Source organism: Azohydromonas lata NBRC 102462 (assembly GCF_001571085.1).
GTDB classification, from domain to species: Bacteria; Pseudomonadota; Gammaproteobacteria; order Burkholderiales; family Burkholderiaceae_C; genus Azohydromonas; species Azohydromonas lata.
Genome location: NZ_BCTC01000017.1, coordinates 26,012 through 41,903, shown reverse-complemented (window position 1 = coordinate 41,903; position 15,892 = coordinate 26,012). Strand labels below are relative to the sequence as shown.

Annotated in this window: 13 protein-coding genes; 6 read left to right on the top strand and 7 right to left on the bottom strand. The window is 67.7% G+C overall.

Features of this window, described 5'->3' with window-relative positions; translation table 11 throughout:
- Positions 1-20 precede the first annotated feature (20 nt).
- On the bottom strand, positions 21-932 hold the full coding sequence (gluQRS, locus tag ALA01S_RS08655) for a tRNA glutamyl-Q(34) synthetase GluQRS (protein ID WP_066334785.1): 912 nt from the start codon (positions 930-932) through the stop codon (positions 21-23).
- Positions 933-953: 21 nt separating this feature from the next.
- Complete coding sequence (locus tag ALA01S_RS08650; protein WP_066334782.1) at positions 954-1,949, bottom strand: LysR family transcriptional regulator; 996 nt, start codon at positions 1,947-1,949, stop codon at positions 954-956.
- 77 nt (positions 1,950-2,026) lie between these two features.
- Here ALA01S_RS08650 and ALA01S_RS08645 point away from each other — a divergent pair, with 77 nt between their 5' ends.
- Complete coding sequence (locus ALA01S_RS08645) at positions 2,027-2,728, top strand: pirin family protein (RefSeq protein ID WP_066334781.1); 702 nt, start codon at positions 2,027-2,029, stop codon at positions 2,726-2,728.
- A gap of 58 nt (positions 2,729-2,786) precedes the next feature.
- The gene (locus ALA01S_RS08640; protein ID WP_066334776.1) at positions 2,787-3,506 is read left to right on the top strand and encodes a DUF599 domain-containing protein; all 720 of its coding nucleotides are present in this window, start codon (positions 2,787-2,789) and stop codon (positions 3,504-3,506) included.
- 66 nt (positions 3,507-3,572) lie between these two features.
- Here the strand turns inward: ALA01S_RS08640 and ALA01S_RS08635 are convergent, their stop codons facing one another.
- Both ALA01S_RS08635 and ALA01S_RS08630 read right to left on the bottom strand, forming a co-directional pair.
- Positions 3,573-4,520 carry an alpha/beta fold hydrolase gene (locus ALA01S_RS08635; protein ID WP_066334773.1) on the bottom strand — a complete coding sequence of 316 codons (948 nt, stop codon included), beginning with the start codon at positions 4,518-4,520 and terminating at the stop codon, positions 3,573-3,575.
- A 25-nt stretch (positions 4,521-4,545) separates the two neighbouring features.
- On the bottom strand, positions 4,546-5,292 hold the full coding sequence (locus tag ALA01S_RS08630) for a sulfurtransferase (RefSeq protein ID WP_066334772.1): 747 nt from the start codon (positions 5,290-5,292) through the stop codon (positions 4,546-4,548).
- 40 nt (positions 5,293-5,332) lie between these two features.
- Between ALA01S_RS08630 and dnaE the strand changes: the two genes are divergently transcribed.
- Positions 5,333-8,860, top strand: coding sequence for a DNA polymerase III subunit alpha (gene dnaE / locus ALA01S_RS08625; RefSeq protein WP_066334770.1), 3,528 nt, complete (start codon positions 5,333-5,335; stop codon positions 8,858-8,860).
- 82 nt (positions 8,861-8,942) lie between these two features.
- A complete protein-coding gene (locus ALA01S_RS08620) occupies positions 8,943-9,440 on the top strand; it encodes a hypothetical protein (RefSeq protein ID WP_066334768.1) in 498 nt (165 codons plus the stop codon).
- Between the two features lie 41 nt (positions 9,441-9,481).
- Here ALA01S_RS08620 and ALA01S_RS08615 read toward each other — a convergent pair whose 3' ends face one another.
- On the bottom strand, positions 9,482-9,772 hold the full coding sequence (locus ALA01S_RS08615) for a ComEA family DNA-binding protein (protein WP_066334929.1): 291 nt from the start codon (positions 9,770-9,772) through the stop codon (positions 9,482-9,484).
- Positions 9,773-9,977: 205 nt separating this feature from the next.
- On the opposite strand from ALA01S_RS08615, the gene ALA01S_RS08610 reads away from it, so the two are divergent.
- Together ALA01S_RS08610 and ALA01S_RS08605 are read left to right on the top strand one after the other, a co-directional pair.
- Positions 9,978-10,733, top strand: coding sequence for a glycosyl transferase (locus ALA01S_RS08610; protein WP_238455735.1), 756 nt, complete (start codon positions 9,978-9,980; stop codon positions 10,731-10,733).
- A gap of 182 nt (positions 10,734-10,915) precedes the next feature.
- Positions 10,916-12,640 (top strand): ABC transporter transmembrane domain-containing protein, encoded by a 1,725-nt coding sequence (locus tag ALA01S_RS08605; protein ID WP_066334762.1) that lies wholly within the window; start codon positions 10,916-10,918, stop codon positions 12,638-12,640.
- Positions 12,641-12,723: 83 nt separating this feature from the next.
- Here the strand turns inward: ALA01S_RS08605 and ALA01S_RS08600 are convergent, their stop codons facing one another.
- Together ALA01S_RS08600 and ALA01S_RS08595 are read right to left on the bottom strand one after the other, a co-directional pair.
- On the bottom strand, positions 12,724-13,737 hold the full coding sequence (locus tag ALA01S_RS08600) for an acyltransferase family protein (RefSeq protein WP_157118854.1): 1,014 nt from the start codon (positions 13,735-13,737) through the stop codon (positions 12,724-12,726).
- Positions 13,738-13,814: 77 nt separating this feature from the next.
- Positions 13,815-15,860, bottom strand: a complete 2,046-nt coding sequence (locus tag ALA01S_RS08595; RefSeq protein WP_157118853.1) for a glycosyltransferase — start codon at positions 15,858-15,860, stop codon at positions 13,815-13,817.
- Between the last annotated feature and the right edge of the window lie 32 nt (positions 15,861-15,892).

The following is a 15,892-nucleotide window of genomic DNA, read 5'->3' as shown; positions in this document are numbered from 1 at the left end:
TGCTCCTTGTAGGAGGCTTCCTACCGTTCCCGGGAATTTCCATTGGCCCAGCGGCAAGCCCAGGCTCGCACCGCCCGCTGCAGCCAGCCATCCACGTCACCGGCTTCTTCCACTGGCAACTGCAGTGCCTGGGCGGCGGCGCGCAGCGCGGCCAGCGGATCGGCAACGTCCACCGCCGGCGCGCCGTGCTGCTTGGAGAGCTTTTCGCCCCGCGCATCCAGCACCAGCGGCAGGTGCAGGTACACCGGCCGCGGCGCGTGGATCTGCTGTTGCAGCCAGATCTGGCGCGCGGTGTTGTCCGTCAAGTCCTCGCCGCGGACGACGTGGGTGACGCCTTGCAGCGCGTCGTCCACCACCACGGCGAGCTGGTAGGACCAGATGCCGTCGGCGCGCTGGAGCACGAAGTCGCCCACCTCGTGCGTCACGTCCTGCGACTGCGCGCCCAGGCGGCGGTCGTCCCAGGCGATGCGCACCGGCGCCGCGTCCGTCCCGCAGCGCAGCCGCCAGGCGCGCGCCGGTTTTCCTCGCAGCCCGTCGCGGCAGGTGCCGGGGTAGACGCGCTCCTCGTGCCGCCGGTGCTCGTGGCCTTGCGCGGCCAGCGCCGCCTCGATGTCGCGCCGGGTGCAGGCGCACGGGTAGGCGAGGTTGCGGCTTGCCAGGTCGTCCAGCGCTTGCTGGTAGACGGCCTCGCGCTGCGACTGCCACAGCGGCGGCTCGTCGGCCTGCAGGCCCAATGCGGCGAGCTGGCGCAGGATTTCGCGGTCGGCGCCGGGCACGCAGCGCGGCGCGTCGGTGTCTTCCATGCGCACCAGCCAGCGCCCGCCGTGGGCGCGCGCGTCCAGCCAGCTTGCCAGCGCCGCCACCAGCGAGCCCGCGTGCAGCGCGCCCGTGGGCGAGGGCGCGAAGCGGCCGACGTAGGCTTGTTCTTTCACTTCCGATCCGGGCCCGCGCGATCAATCCACCGGCGACACCATGCCGGCATGGCGCTCCAGCAGCGCCTGGCGGGTGGCGGGGCTTTGCAGTTGTTCCAGCCACCACTGCAGCGCCAGCCCCTGCGGCGCCTTGCGCGGTTGCGGAGCGGCCGAGGCACGCCAGGCGTAGCCCAGGCGGGCGCGGGTCTGCTTGCGCTGCGTGGTCTTGACCACCAGCCGCCCGGCGCGGATGTGCTCGCGCGCCAGGGGCTCAGGCACGAAGCCGCAGCCCAGGCAGCGCAGTTGTGCCTCGATCTTGGCCTGCAGGCTGGCGACGGTGAACACGTCCTGGCCGGGCAGCAGGTTCACGGTCAGCGGCGTGAGGCGCTGGGCCGAATCGGCCACGGCCACGGCGCGGTGGCGCAGCAGCTCGGCGTCGGTGACCACGCCTTCCCATTCCGCCAGCGGGTGGTGGGGTGCCACGGCGAAGACGAAGTCGATCTCGCCCAGCGTGCGCAGCTCGATGCCGGGCGGAGCGCTGTGGTCCACGTCCACGCCGATGGCGAGGTCGGCCTGGCCGGACACCAGCGCCTCCCAGGTGCCGGCCAGCACCTCGGTGCGCAGCCGCAGCCGGGTGCCCGGCCCGTCCTGCCCGGCGTTGTTGGGCCGCAGCGCATAGAAGGCCTCGCACAGCTCGAACATGGTCAGCCGGGAGATCACGCCGTCCATGGCGATGGTGAGCTGCGTCTCCCAGCCGCCGGCGACGCGGCGCACGCGGTGGGCGACGGCCTCCATCTCGGCCAGCAGGCGGCGACCTTCGCTCAGGAGCTCCTCGCCGGCGGCGGTGAGCTTGGCCTGGCCGGAGCGGCGGTCGAAGAGCAGCACGTCCAGCGCGTCTTCGAGCTGGCGGACGCTGTAGGTGAGTGCCGAGGGCACCTTGCCCAGCTCGCGCGCGGCGGCGGCGAAGCTGCCGCAGCGGGCGATGGTGTCCATCATCGCCAGGGCATCGGGGGTCAGCGCGTTGTGCCGCTTCATCATGTTTTCATCTTATTTGAACGGCAGGTTCGAACACGCAAGTGTCTGAATTTGAACCCAAAAACCTACAGTCCTTGGCCATGATCAGCCTGCGCAAGAGCGAGGACCGTGGGTATGCCGACCATGGCTGGCTCAAGAGTTTTCACACCTTCTCCTTCTGCGACTACTTCGATGCGGCGCACAGGGGCTTCGGCAACCTGCGCGTGCTCAACGAAGACCGCCTGGCCTGCAGCACGGGCTTCGGCCCCCACGAGCACCAGGACGTGGAAATCGTGAGCTGGGTGCTGGAAGGCGCGCTGGCGCACAAGGACTGCGCGGGCCGTGCCGGCGTGCTGCGCCCGGGGGCGGTGCAGGTGTTGAGCGCCGGCCGTGGCGTGCGGCACCGCGAGGCCAATGCCGTGAAGGGCGAGGCCACGCACTTTTTGCAGGCCTGGCTGCGGCCCACGTGCAAGGCCGTGGAGCCGGGCTGTGCGCAACTGGACGTGGCGCCGCATCGCATGCGCGGCCGCCTGGCGCTCGTGGCCGCCCCCGAGGCCGGCGAAGGCACGCTGCGCTGGCACGCCGACGCGCGGCTGTACGCGGGCCGTTTCGAGGGCGACGAGGCGGCGGCGTTGGCGCTGGAGCCCGGCCGTCTGGCTTGCGTGCACGTGGCGCGCGGCAGCGTGGAGGTCAACGGCCGGCGCTTGAACACCGGCGACGCCGCCCTGCTGAGCGAGGAGCCGCGCGTGCTGCTTCGCGCGGGGCAGGGCGCGGAGGTGCTGGTGTTCGATCTCGCGCCCTGAGACTTACTGCACGGGGCAGCCGCTGGCGCCGCGCGGGCCGTCGCTACAGTGGCGCCCAATGAAAAATTTCTTAGATGTGCTGAGCGAGCTGCCCTGGCTGGACTGGCTGGCGCTGGCGGCCTTCCTGGCCGGCTGGGTGGGCTACGCCACCTTCGCGCGGCGCCAGGGTTTCAGGGAGCGCTCGCTGCTGGCCATCAGCAACCGCGTGCGGCGGCAGTGGATGCTGCAGACCACCTTCCGCGACAACCGGGTGCTGGACGGCGTGGTGGTGCAAAGCATGTCCTCGGGGCCGAGTTTTTTTGCCTCCACCACCATCCTGATCATCGGCGGCCTGCTGGCCATGCTGTCCACGACGGAGCGGGTGGCGGAACTGGTCAAGGAAATTCCCTTTGCCGCGCGCACCAGCGTGCTGATATTCGACATGAAGCTCGTCCTGCTGACGGGCATCTTCGTCCACGCCTTTTTCCGCTTCACCTGGAGCATCCGGCAATACAGCTTTGGCGCGCTGCTGGTGGGCGCGGCGGCGGACCGGGACGTGTTCGCCGCCATGGGCGAGAAGGCCGCGGCGCAGCGCGAGGCCTTTGCCGATCGCGCCGGGCGCGTGATGGCGCTGGCGGCCGAGGCTTTCAACGACGGGCTGCGCGCCTATTACATGGCCTTCGCCGTGGTGGGCTGGTTCTTCTCGCCGCTGTTTTTCATGGTCGCCACGACGGGGGTGATTTATGTGCTTTACCAGCGGGAATTCAGGTCGGACGTGTTGGAGGCCTTGAGGGGATAAGGGGTTCATGGGGCGCGTCGTTCAGATTTCTGAACGATGCGCCTTGCAGCTTGGAAGAGGCTCGGCCTACTGCTTCTCAATGAACGGCTGTGCCGCCGCCAAGCTCTGCCCCGGCGCCTCCTCCTGCGGCACATGCCCCACGCCATCCAGCAATTGCAGCCGGCTGCCCGGGATGGCTGCCTGCAGCGCCTCGCCCAGCGCGGGCGGCGTGAGTTGATCTTGCGCGCCCCACAGCAGCAGCACGGGCAGGCGCAATTGCCGGAACGGAGCTGACGCGTCCTCGCCCGTGGGCCTCTGGCGCCATTGCTGCAGCAGTGCCCAGCGGTTGCCCTCGCTGAGCAGCAGGTCGCGGCGGCGGTCGATTTGGGCGTCTGAAAGCTGGGAGGGATGGGCGTAGAGGCTGCGCAGCACTTCGGCCAGCAGCGGGCGCGGCATCAGGCCGTTGACCAGCACCGCCGGCCACGGCAGCGCGGCGGCCAGGCGCGGGGCCGGGGGGATGTGCTCCATCGGGACGGGCGCGCCGGCCAACAGCAGCAGCCGCGTCGCGCGCTGCGGCGCCAGCAGCGCCACGTGCGCCGCCACGGCGGCGCCGCGGCCTTGGGCGATGAGGCGAAAGCGCTGCACGTGCAGGTGGTCCAGCAGCGCCAGCACGGCGCGGGCGTCGGTGGCCACGCGGTAGTCGCCTCCAGCGGCGGTGGAGGACAGGCCGCTGCCGGGCAGATCCAGCCGGATGACGCGGTGCGTGCCGCGCAGCGCTGCGGTCCAGGGCTCCCAGTCGTGCAGGCTGCCGCCCAAGCCGTGCAGCAGCACCAGAGGCTCCCTGTCCTCGCGCGGGCCCTCGTCGCGCAGGTGGACGATGCGGCCCGCGACCTCTTCGAACTGCGAGGGCGGCATGCCCCAGCGTTCCACCAGCGACTGCGCCGGTTGCGGCGGCGTGTGCCACCAGGCCGCGGCGGCGGCCAGCGCCATCAGCGCCAGGCCCAGCAGGCGCAGCAGGGAGGCGCGCAGGTCCATGCGGGCAGCGGAAATCGCTGGTGCGTCAGGCCGTCGCCGGCTCGGCCGGCTGCAGGTCGGCAGCCAGGCCCACGCGCTCGTCGAAGACGAAACAGGCGCCGCGCCAGCGCGGGGCGTGCGTCTCCTCGAAATACTTGAGGATGCCGCCTTCGAGCTGCCAGACGTTGGCCAGGCCCGCCTCCTGCATCAGCAGCGCGGCCTTCTCGCAGCGGATGCCGCCGGTGCAGTAGCTCACCACGGTCTTGCCTTGCAGCGCGGCCAGGTTCGCCTGCAGCGCGTCGGGAAACTCGCTGAACTTCGTCAGGCGCCAGTCGATGGCGTCTTCGAACGCCCCGGCGTCCACCTCGAAGCCGTTGCGCGTGTCCAGCATGACGACGGGGCGGCCCGTGTCGTCGTGGCCCTGCTCCAGCCAGCGCGCCAGCGTGGGGGCGGGCAGCGCGGGCGCGCGGCCCGCGGCGGGGCGGACGGCCGGGCGGTTCATGCGGATGATTTCGCGCTTCACTTTCACCAGCAGCCGCTTGAAGGGCACGGTGTCGCTGAAGCTTTCCTTGGGCGCCAGGTCGGCGAAGCGCTCGTCCTGTTGCAACTGATGCACCCAGCCGCGCACGCCTTCCGGCGAGCCGGCCAGGAACAAATTGATGCCTTCCTCGGCCAGCAGCACGGTGCCCTTGAGGCCCAGGGCGAGGGCGCGCTCGTAGAGGGTGGCGCGCAGCTCGGCGGCGTCGGCCAGGAGGTGGAACTTGTAGGCGGAGATGTTCAGTACGGCTTTCACGGGCGGGATTCTGTCAGGGGGGCGTCCGTAAAATCCCGGGATGCCTTTCGTTCACCTGCGCACTCATACCGAATATTCCGTCGTCGACGGCACGCTCCGCATCGACGACGCCGTGGCCGCGGCCCGTGCCGACGGCCAGGTGGCGCTGGGCATCACGGACTTCAACAACCTCTTTGGCGCCCTCAAGTTCTACAGCGCCTGCCGCAAGAAGGGCCTCAAGCCCGTGGTGGGCGTGGACGTGTGGATGGAGCCCGAGGAAGGTCAGGCGCAGCCCAGCCGCCTGGCGCTGCTGGTGCAGAACGTCGATGGCTACCACAACCTCAGCGAGCTGCTGGCCCGCGCCTGGACGCGCAACACCCAGCGCGCCCAGGCCTGGGTGAAGTGGGAGTGGCTGCAGGAGTTGGGCGGCGGGCTGATCGCCCTGTCCGGCGCCGATTGCGGCAACGTGGGCCTGGCCCTGAATGCCGGCGACACGCGCCGAGCCAAGGCCGCCGCGCTGCGGCTGGCGGAGATTTTCCCGGACCGCTTCTATCTGGAGCTGCAGCGCGCCGGCCTGCCGGGCAACGAGGCGCATGTGCGCGCCGCCGTGGCGCTGGCCGGGCAGTTGCGGTTGCCGGTGGTGGCAACGCACCCCATCCAGTTCCTGGAGCCGGACGACTTCGAGGCCCACGAGGCGCGCGTGTGCATCGCCGAGGGCGAGACGCTGGGCAACCCGCGGCGGGTGAAGCGCTTCACGCGCGACCAGCACTTCAAGACCCAGGCGGAGATGGAAAAGCTCTTCGCCGACGTGCCCAGCGCCATCGCCAACACGGTGGAGATCGCCAAGCGCTGCAGCCTGAGCCTGGTGCTGGGCAAGCCGCAGTTGCCTGACTTTCCCACGCCGCCGCTGGCCGACGGCAGCCCCATGCCGATTGCGGACTACTTCCGCCAGGCGTCCTTCGAGGGGCTGGAGCTGCGTTTGAAAATGCTGTTCCCCGACGAGGCCAAGCGCGACGCCGAGCGGCCGCGCTACGTGGACCGGCTGGAATTCGAGATCGGGACCATCTTGAAGATGGGCTTCCCGGGCTACTTCCTGATCGTGTCGGACTTCATCAAGTGGGCCAAGGAGAACGGCTGCCCGGTTGGGCCGGGCCGGGGCTCCGGCGCGGGCTCGCTGGTGGCTTACGCGCTGCTGATCACGGACCTCGACCCGCTGCAATACAACCTGCTGTTCGAGCGCTTCCTGAACCCGGAGCGGGTGTCCATGCCCGACTTCGACATCGACTTCTGCCAGGGCAACCGCGACCGGGTCATCGAGTACGTCAAGAACAAGTACGGCCGCGAGGCGGTGAGCCAGATCGCCACCTTCGGCACCATGGCCGCCAAGGCCGCGCTGCGCGACGTGGGCCGCGTGCTGGGCATGGGCTATGGCCACGTGGACAGCATCGCCAAGCTCATCCCCGCGCCGCCGGGCAAGAGCGTGACGCTGGCCAAGGTGCCGGACAAGCCGGAGAGTAACGTCATCTACGCGCGCCAGGAGGCGCCGGAACTGGAGCAGCGCGAGGCCGCGGAAGAGGAGGTCGCGGAGCTTTTGAAGCTGGCCATGCGCGTGGAAGGCATGGTGCGCAACATCGGCATGCACGCCGGGGGCGTGCTGATCGCGCCGGGCAAGATCACCGACTTCTGCCCGCTGTACCAGCAGCCCGGCAGCGACTCGGCGGTCAGCCAGTACGACAAGGACGACGTGGAGGCGATCGGCCTCGTGAAGTTCGACTTCCTGGGCCTGGCGACGCTGACCATCCTGGAGCTGGCGCGGCACTTCATCGTCTCGCGCCACGCGGACCAGAAGGACTTCGCCTTCGAGACGATTCCGCTGGACGACCGGCGCGTCTACGACCTCTTCTCCAAGGGCCTGACCGAGGCGGTGTTCCAGTTTGAAAGCCGCGGCATGCAGGGCATGTTGCGCGACGCCAAGCCGAGCCGGCTGGAAGATTTGATTGCGCTGAACGCGCTGTACCGGCCGGGTCCGATGGACCTGATCCCGACCTTCGTGGCGCGCAAGCACGGCCGCGAGGAGGTGATTTACCCGCATCCGCTGACCGAGCCCGTCCTGTCCGAGACCTACGGGATCATGGTCTACCAGGAGCAGGTGATGCAGGTGGCGCAGGTGCTGGGCGGCTACTCGCTCGGCGGCGCCGACATGCTGCGCCGGGCCATGGGCAAGAAGAAGCCCGAGGAGATGGCCAAGCACCGGGAAATCTTCCGCAAGGGCGCGGCCGAGAAGAACATCGACCAGGCCAAGGCGGACGAGGTCTTCGACCTGATGGAGAAGTTCGCGGGCTACGGCTTCAACAAGTCGCACGCCGCCGCCTACTCCCTGCTGGCCTACCACACGGGCTGGCTCAAGGTGCATTACACGGCCGAGTTCTTCGCGGCCAACATGACCATCGAGCTGGACGACACCGACAAGCTCAAGGTGCTGCTGGCCGATGCGCGCAACAACTTCGGCATCCAGTTCGACCCGCCGGACGTGAACGCCAGCGTCTACCGCTTCGAGCCGGTGGAGAGCAAGCGCATCCGCTACGGCCTGGGTGCCATCAAGGGCACGGGGCAGGGCGCGATCGAGGCCATCGTGGCCGCGCGCAAGGAGGGCGGGGCGTTCAAGAGCTTCTTCGACTTCTGCGCCCGCGTGGACCGCAGCCGCGTCAACAAGCGCGTGATGGAGGCGCTGGTCAAGGCCGGGGCCTTCGATTCGCTCTACCCGAGCGAGCAGCGCGCCAGCCTGCTGGCCAGCGTGGGCCTGGCCTTCGAGTGGGCCAACACGCAGGCGGCGCATGTGGACCAGGGTGGCCTCTTCGATTTCGGCGACGACAGCCACGGCTCCAGCGCGCAGGAGCCGCCGCTGGTGGCGGTGGAGCCCTGGAGCATCAAGGAGCGGCTGCTGCAGGAGAAGACGGCCATCGGCTTCTTCCTGAGCGGCCACCTCTTCGACCAGTGCGAGGAGGAAGTGCGGCGCTTTGCGCGGCTGCGCGTGGCCGACCTGCAGGACAGCCGCGAGCCGCAACTGCTGGCCGGAATCGTCACCGAGCTGCGCATCGTCAACGGCGCGCGCGGGCGCGTGGGCATCTTCAAGCTCGACGACCGCAGCGGCTTCATCGAGGCCGTGGCCGACGAGCGGCTGCTGGACGCCAACAAGGAGCTGCTGCGCGACGACGAGCTGGTCATTGTCCAGGCCAAGTGCCAGCCCGACCGCTTCAGCGGCGGGCTGCGGCTCAACGTGCAGCAGGTGTGGGATTTGGCGGCGGCGCGCTGCCGCTTCGCGCGCTTCTTGCGCGTGCCGGTCAACGGCACGGCGCCGCCGGTGGAGGAGGTGTTGCGCGACTTCCCGGCGCGGCGCTTCGAGGACGAGGCCGGCGAGCAGTTCCAGGGCTTGACCGTGCGGCTGCTGCTGCAGCGCGAGGGTGCGCAGGCCGAGCTGGACCTGGGCGACGCGGCGCGCTTCTATCCCACCGACGAAGCGCTGGCATGCTGGTCGCGCGGCACGCATGGCAAGAGCCGCCTCGTGTATGGCGCCGAAGCAACAAGCTGATTCAATCTGGTGCATCGCCGTTGTCCGCCGGGTGGCGGGCGTGGCACGTTGAGCCACCTGAACGACAACGCAAGGGATTTGAATGAAGGTCTTGGTCACTGCCGCACTGGCCGCGGTGTCGCTGTTGGCGCTGGGCAGCGCCCACGCCACGGATGTGGGCGTGTCGGTGCAGATCAGCGAGCCAGGCGTGTATGGCCGCTTGGACATCGGCCGCTTTCCACAGCCGGCCGTGATGGTGGCGCAGCCCGTCATCGTCCAGCAGCCGGCTTACGTGGTGGCGCAGCCGCAGCCGGTGTACCTGTGGGTGCCACCGGGCCATCAGAAGAAATGGCGCAACTATTGCGGCCGCTACAACGCCTGCGGCGTGCCGGTGTATTTCGTCCAGGACCGCTGGTACCGGGACCACGTGCTGCCGCACCGCGGCGAGCGCTACGAGCGCCATGACCGCGATGATCGCGGTGGCCGCGGCGACTGGCGCGACGAGCGCGGGGGCGGCGGCCGCGACTGGGACGACCATCCCGACCATGGGAATGGCCATGGCCATGGCCACGGGCATGGCCACGGCAAGCACAAGGACTGAGATCTGGCCTTCGGGGCGCGGGCCCTGTCACGGCCCGCGTTTCAGCGCGGCGGCGGCGGTTCGTAGGCCTGGCCGTCCACGCGCAGGCCCTGGCCTGAGAGGCGCGCCGCGCCGCGCGGGCCCACGCCGGGCACGCGCGCGAGCAGGTCGGCCCAATCCGTGAAGGGCTGCCGTGCGCGCTCGGCCAGCAGCTTTTCCGACATCGCCACGCCGATGCCGCGCAGCTGCTCCAGTTGCGCCTGGGTAGCGGTGTTGGCGTCCAGCGCCGCAGCAGCCTGGATGCCGCAGCTCCACAGCAAGGCCATCGAGGCCGACGTGACAAAACGTTTCATGCGGCGCATTGTGCGGTGCGCAACGCGCGTCACGGTGCTGCAATCCCTGGCCGGCGAGTCGTGGCAAACCCTGTGATACGCTGCCCGCCCGTCAAGGGGGTGCCCCCTGTTTTCGCGGGCGCCGCAGCGCTGAGAGGTTGTCGTTTTGAAGCAAATCGTCTGTGTCAAGTGGGGCACGCTGTACGGACCCGAGTATGTGAACCACATGTACGCCATGGTGGCGCGGCACCTGACGCCGCCGTTTCGCATGGTTTGCCTGACCGACGACGCCACGGGCATCCGGCCGGAGGTGGAGTGCCATGCGTTGCCCGATATCGGCTGCCCGCACCCGGAACGCACCATGGGCAAGTGGCGCAAGCAGATCCTGTGGGACCACACCGTGCCGGGGCTGGAGCCGGGGCAGCCGGCGCTGTTCATCGACCTGGATTCCGTGATCGTCGGTTCGCTGGACGACTACTTCACCTACGGCGACCCGCAAGACGTGATCCTGGCGCGCAATTGGGCGCGGCCTATGGCGCGGCTTGGGCAGACCTCGGTGTTCCGCTTCCCCGTGGGCGGCAACCCGCAGGTGCTCGAAGGCTTTCGTGCCGACCCGCAAGGCGTGGCCGACCGCCACGGCTTCGAGCAGCACTGGGTGACGCATGCGGTCAAGGGCGGCATCAAGCTGTGGCCCGAAGCCTGGACCTGCCACTTCCGGCTGCACTGCCTGCCCAAGTTCCCGCTGCGCTATTTCATGACGGCGCGCATCCCGCGCGGCGTGCGCATCGTCACCTTCCCCGGCGGGCCTAACCCCGACGACGTGCAGGACGGGCGCTGGAACAAGATGGTGCCCGCGCACCGATCGCGCTGGGAGCACCTGAAGGCCACCTTCAGCGGCGAGCGCGTGGACAAGAGCCGCTGGCGCCATCTGCAGCGCTACGTGCTGCCGGTGCCGTGGATCGAGCGCCAGTGGCGTGATTGAGACATGCCGCGGCGTCCGGCCCGCCTTGCCTGGGCGCCGTGCGTGCTTCTTTACCGCGATCTCCACGGCCCGCGCCGGTTGCCGGCGAGCATGCAGGAAAACACCGCTAGCATCCCCGCCCTGATGACCAAGCACCTTTTCGGGGCCGGCCGCGGCCGGTTCCCCGCACGAACAGCATTCCGATGACGAATTGGCAGGTCCTGCAGCGGCTGAGCCGCTATTTCAAGCCTGAGCGCTGGGGCATAGGCGGCGCTCTGGCGGCCTTCCTGGTGGGCTCGTCCACCGAACCACTGATTCCGTTGCTGCTGCAGCAGGCGCTGGACAAGGGCTTTCTGGAAAAGCCGGCTTTCCCGCTGTGGATGGTGCCGGTGGCGCTGATCGGCCTGTTCATGGCGCGCGGCGCGCTGAGCTTTGCAGGCACCTACATGCTCCAGCGCAGCATCTCGCGCGTGGTGCTGTACGTGCGCCGAGACCTTTCGAACGCCGTGCTGCGCGCGGATGCGCCGCTTTACTCGCGGCTCACGCCCGGCGTGGTGGTCACCAAGGTCATCAACGACCCGCAGAACATGGCCGGCATGTTAGGCGGCGCCATCATCACGGTGCTGCGTGACGGCACCACGGTCATTGCGTTGCTGATCTACCTGTTCTACTTGAACTGGCAACTCACGCTGCTGTCGCTCATCACTGTGCCACTGCTGCGCATAGGTATGCGCTCGGTGCACCGACGCGTGCAGCACGTGGGCTCAGTGGGTTATGAGGCGCAGATACGGCTGGTGTCGGTGGTAGACGACATAGCGCGCGCTTGGCGCGTGATCCGCACCTTCGACGCCGCGGCTTTCGAGCAGGGTCGCTTCGAGCGCGAGGCCCGGCAGGTGCAACGCTTTGCGGTCAAGAGCGCCGCGGCCGCGGCCATGATGACGCCCATGTCGCAACTGGTGGCCAGCTTCGGCGTGGCGGCCATCGTGACGCTGGCGATGTGGCAGGCGCAGAAAAACGGCGCCACGGTGGGCGAGTTCGCCGCCTACGTCGCGGCGCTGCTGCTGGTGGTGTCCAAAACGCGGCCGCTGACCGACGTGTCGCAGCCCATCGTGGGCGGCATCATCCTTGCGCGCGCCAGCTTCGAGGTGATGGACACGCCGCCGGAGCCCGATGCGGGAGAGCGGGTGCTGGAGCGTGCCCGGGGCGAGATCGTTTTCGACGACGTGACGGTGCGCTACCCCGGTGCCGATCAGCCCGCGCTGGACAGGCTGTCGCTGACAGTGACGCCGGGCACCACGGTGGCGCTGGTGGGCAGCTCCGGCGCGGGCAAGACCACCGTCGTGAGCACGCTGCTGGGTTTTTCCGAGCCGCAGTCCGGCCAGGTACGGCTGGACGGCGTGCCGCTGCCGGAGATGACCAAGGCGTCGCTGCGCAAGCAGTTCGCGGTGGTGTCGCAGGACATCGTGCTGTTCGACGGCTCCATCGCCGCCAACGTGGTGTACGCCCAGCCTTTCGATGCTGCGCGGGTGGAGAGCTGCCTGCGCGCCGCGGCGCTGTGGGACTTCGTGTGCAGCCTGCCGGAGAGGCTGGAGACGCCCATAGGCGTCAACGGCAGCCGGCTCTCAGGCGGCCAGCGTCAGCGCCTGGCCATTGCGCGCGCGCTCTACAAGGATGCGCCGGTGTGGGTACTGGACGAGGCCACGTCGGCGCTGGACACCGAGTCCGAGCGCGCCATCCAGCAGGCGCTGGAGCATTGGCAAGGGCAGAAGACCATGATCGTCATCGCCCACCGGCTGAGCACCATTCGCAAGGCAGACGTTATCTGCGTGATGGACAACGGCCGCATCGTGGAACACGGCAGCCATGCCGAATTGCTTGCGAAACAGGGCCGCTACGCGGCGATGCTGCTGGTGCAGCAAAGCGCCTGACGCTTTGCCGTGATGGGCACGCGCGCATCTGGTCCGTCCCGCAAGCCGGGACCGCATCTGTGCCGCTCTCCCTCTCTGCGTGTTCAGGAATGCTGCGTTTTGGCCAGGGGCTTGGCTTGGCCGTCCAACACGGGGCGGGCTTTTCTGCCGTGCAGCGGCCGGTCCATCAGCATCACCATCAGCCAGGAAAGCAACAGCGTCACAGCGAAAGACGCAATGAAGAACTTCAGCGGCCTTTCATATCCATACTTGACGAGAAACCACGCGCCCACGGTCGTGTGCAGCAGGTAAATAGGATAGGACAGATCGCCCAGCCACCGGTCCATGGCTGCGGTTTTGACTTCGGCAAGGGATATGACAACCCATGCCGACAGGGGTACGAAAACCAGAATTCCCCACTGCCACGGCCAGCTTTTGTCATGCAGCCAGTACACGGCGTGCAAACACCAGACAAAAACACTCAGCACCGGCGCTGAAAATCGGGCCAGTGCGGTCCGATAATGGCACACGACTGAGCCGGCAGCAAAGGCCACCAAGCCGGTGCCAAAACCGGAATATCGAATGCCAAAAGTGTCGACCGCAAAGCCATATTGCTGATTTGCCGCCAGCGCGACCAGCAATGCAAGCAAGGCTGAATGCCTGCTGCGGGCGAACAAAGGCATCAAAACATATACCCAAACCTCGACAAACAACGCACCTGCCACCGGCACGGGCAGGGCCGGTTGCGGCCCAAAGGGGAACATCGTGATGTTCGTGAGCCATTGCCCCAGTGTTTGCGGCATGTTGAACTGAGGGTTGAGACGGGCAGGCTCAATCTGCATGGCATGCAAGGCCATGAGCGTGGCCACGCCCAGGAGCAGCGTCACCAAATACCCTGGATAAATTCTCAGAAAACGGTTGAAGGCGTAATTTTTGAGGCCTTTGCTGTCAAAGCCATACTTTGTGGTCAACACAAAGGTCATTAAATATCCGCTGAGGACAAAGAATCCCCATACTGCATAGGCGGCTGGCCCATGAATCATTTTCCCGTAAAGGTGGGATATGGCTACAAGAAAAGCCAGGAAAAAGCGCCAACTGCCTAGGCCAAGGTACATCATATTCCTTGAGTCTGCTTTCCAGTTTCGGCCCCATATGGCCTGTGTCACAGTGCCGATGGGGCCGATAGGGGCGGTGATCAGTCCGCGGCGGCCTGCAGCAGTTCGGCCAATTGGGCCTGCAGGCTGCTGCGCGAGAAATGGTCGTGGATATAAGTGGCTGCCTCGTTCACTTGGGCCACCCATGCAGCATCGTCACGCAACAGCGTCACGATGTGGCGCGCCAGGGCCTGGGCGTTATCGGCGACACGGCAAGCCTTGTCCACGCCGGGCAGGCCTTGTGCGCCCACCGAGGTCGTGACCAGCGGCACGCCCTGGGCCAAGGCTTCCACGACCTTGTGCTTGACGCCCGCGCCAAAGCGCAGCGGCACGACGGCGACGCGGCTGTCGGCATACAACTCGGCCAGCTTTTCGTCGCTGACCCAGCCGGTCACTTTCACCCGATCCGACTTGAGCGCCAGCACTTCCTTGGTCGGCTTTGAGCCGACCAAGCTGAGTTCCACCGCGGGCTCCTCGGCCCAGACCTTGGGCATCACCTCTTCGACCAGCCACAACGCGGCATCGACATTGGGTGGGTGGCCGAAGCCGGCCACGAAGATCAATCTCTGCAGCGCGGTGGCCTTGGGCGGCACGACGACTTCGTCAAAACAGTAAGCCTGCACGGCCTGCGCCTGGACCCAGGGGCACTGTGCAAGGATGGCGTCCACTTCCTCTTGCGAGAAGTACACCGAGACGTCCACGTGCTGCCAGATGCCGGCCTCGATCTCATGCAGCCTCGTGGAGCTCTTGAGCAAGCTGGCGTCGGTCTGCACCTTGCCCTGTGCCCGCACGCGTTGGTAGTGCAGGTCGTGGCCGTAATAAATGGTGTGCGCCTGCGCCGCGAACTGGCGCACCAGCGGCAGGATAGGCGCCGTGATGTGCGGGCGGTGCATGATGACGTAGCTCACATGCGCTCCATGGCGGTATACCCAGTCGCCAAAGTTGCCGCGGTGCGGCCCCGTGATCACGTCGATACCCGCGAGCCGCATCGCGTCGGCGTAATGCCCAAAATCGTTCGGGTTCTCGGGCCAGTACTTGACGATGCAACCCAATGCGACCAGAGCCTGCAGCGATTGCATGATGGCGCGCGAGCCGGCATCGACGTCAGGCTGCACAACCAGGTCGTTGGTCACCAGCACGACGGGCCGGTGGCGCGCGCGGTCGGCCGCCAGGGGAATGTTTTCCTGCGTATCCGGAAAATGGTCCGTTTTGAGGACTGCGCGCCACTTGTCCAGGAACTTGGTGGCGTTGACGTACTGGAAGCGCTTGATGCCGCTGCCGGGGTTGGCGTCCGTGCCGTTGGAGACACCTTCCAGGTGCACCACCGAGGAGGCCGGCTGGTAGATCACCAGGCGCCCGGCCTGCCGGATCTGCATCGCCAGGTCGGTGTCTTCGTAATACGCGGGGCAGAACCGCTCGTCGAAGCCGCCAAGCTGGCGCCATAGCGCCGCCTCCACCATGATCGAGGCGCCGGACACGTAGTCCGTCTCGCGCAGATAGTTGTACTCGGGGGCGAAACGGTCGCCCATGCGGCCGTGGTTGCGTCCCGAGCCGTCGCTCCAGATGATGCCGCCGGCTTCCTGCAGGCGGCCGTCAGGGTAGATCAGCTTGGAGCCGACCAGGCCGGCCAGGGGGTGCGCCTCGAAGGTCTGGCGCAACGCGTCCACCGCTTCGGCCATGACCTGCGTGTCGTTGTTCAGCAGCAGCAAGTAGCGCCCGCGGGCCATTTGGGCCGCAGCATTGCAACTGCGCAGGAATCCCAGGTTCGCTTTGTTGACGACGAAACGCACTCCGGGCACCAGCCCGGGACGCTCGGCACCGGGTTCCCCCGAGGCGTCTTCCACCACGATGACTTCATAAGGCATGGTGGGCTGGAAGCGATGCAGCGACGCCAGGCAGCGCAGCGTCACGTCGGCCTTGCCGTAAGCGGGAATGATGATGGAGACGTCCGGCGCCTCGCTCGTGTCCAGCTCAATCGTCCTGGGATCAATGCGCGCCTGCTGCGCCACGGGCAGCTCGAGCATGGCGGGCGGCTCGTACGGCGTGGCGATGACGTACGTGCCTCGCTTGATGCGTCTTTGCGTCACGCGCAGGTGGTTCTTGTCCCGTACCCAGTGCA

Bases quoted from the DNA above. Each gene is read 5' to 3' on its own strand.
- ALA01S_RS08650 (WP_066334782.1), bottom strand. From the start codon at position 1,949: ATGATGAAGCGGCACAACGCGCTGACCCCCGATGCCCTGGCGATGATG.
- ALA01S_RS08645 (WP_066334781.1), top strand. From the start codon at position 2,027: ATGATCAGCCTGCGCAAGAGCGAGGACCGTGGGTATGCCGACCATGGC.
- ALA01S_RS08640 (WP_066334776.1), top strand. From the start codon at position 2,787: ATGAAAAATTTCTTAGATGTGCTGAGCGAGCTGCCCTGGCTGGACTGG.
- ALA01S_RS08635 (WP_066334773.1), bottom strand. From the start codon at position 4,520: ATGGACCTGCGCGCCTCCCTGCTGCGCCTGCTGGGCCTGGCGCTGATG.
- dnaE (WP_066334770.1), top strand. From the start codon at position 5,333: ATGCCTTTCGTTCACCTGCGCACTCATACCGAATATTCCGTCGTCGAC.
- ALA01S_RS08620 (WP_066334768.1), top strand. From the start codon at position 8,943: ATGAAGGTCTTGGTCACTGCCGCACTGGCCGCGGTGTCGCTGTTGGCG.
- ALA01S_RS08615 (WP_066334929.1), bottom strand. From the start codon at position 9,772: ATGAAACGTTTTGTCACGTCGGCCTCGATGGCCTTGCTGTGGAGCTGC.
- ALA01S_RS08610 (WP_238455735.1), top strand. From the start codon at position 9,978: ATGTACGCCATGGTGGCGCGGCACCTGACGCCGCCGTTTCGCATGGTT.
- ALA01S_RS08605 (WP_066334762.1), top strand. From the start codon at position 10,916: ATGACGAATTGGCAGGTCCTGCAGCGGCTGAGCCGCTATTTCAAGCCT.
- ALA01S_RS08600 (WP_157118854.1), bottom strand. From the start codon at position 13,737: ATGATGTACCTTGGCCTAGGCAGTTGGCGCTTTTTCCTGGCTTTTCTT.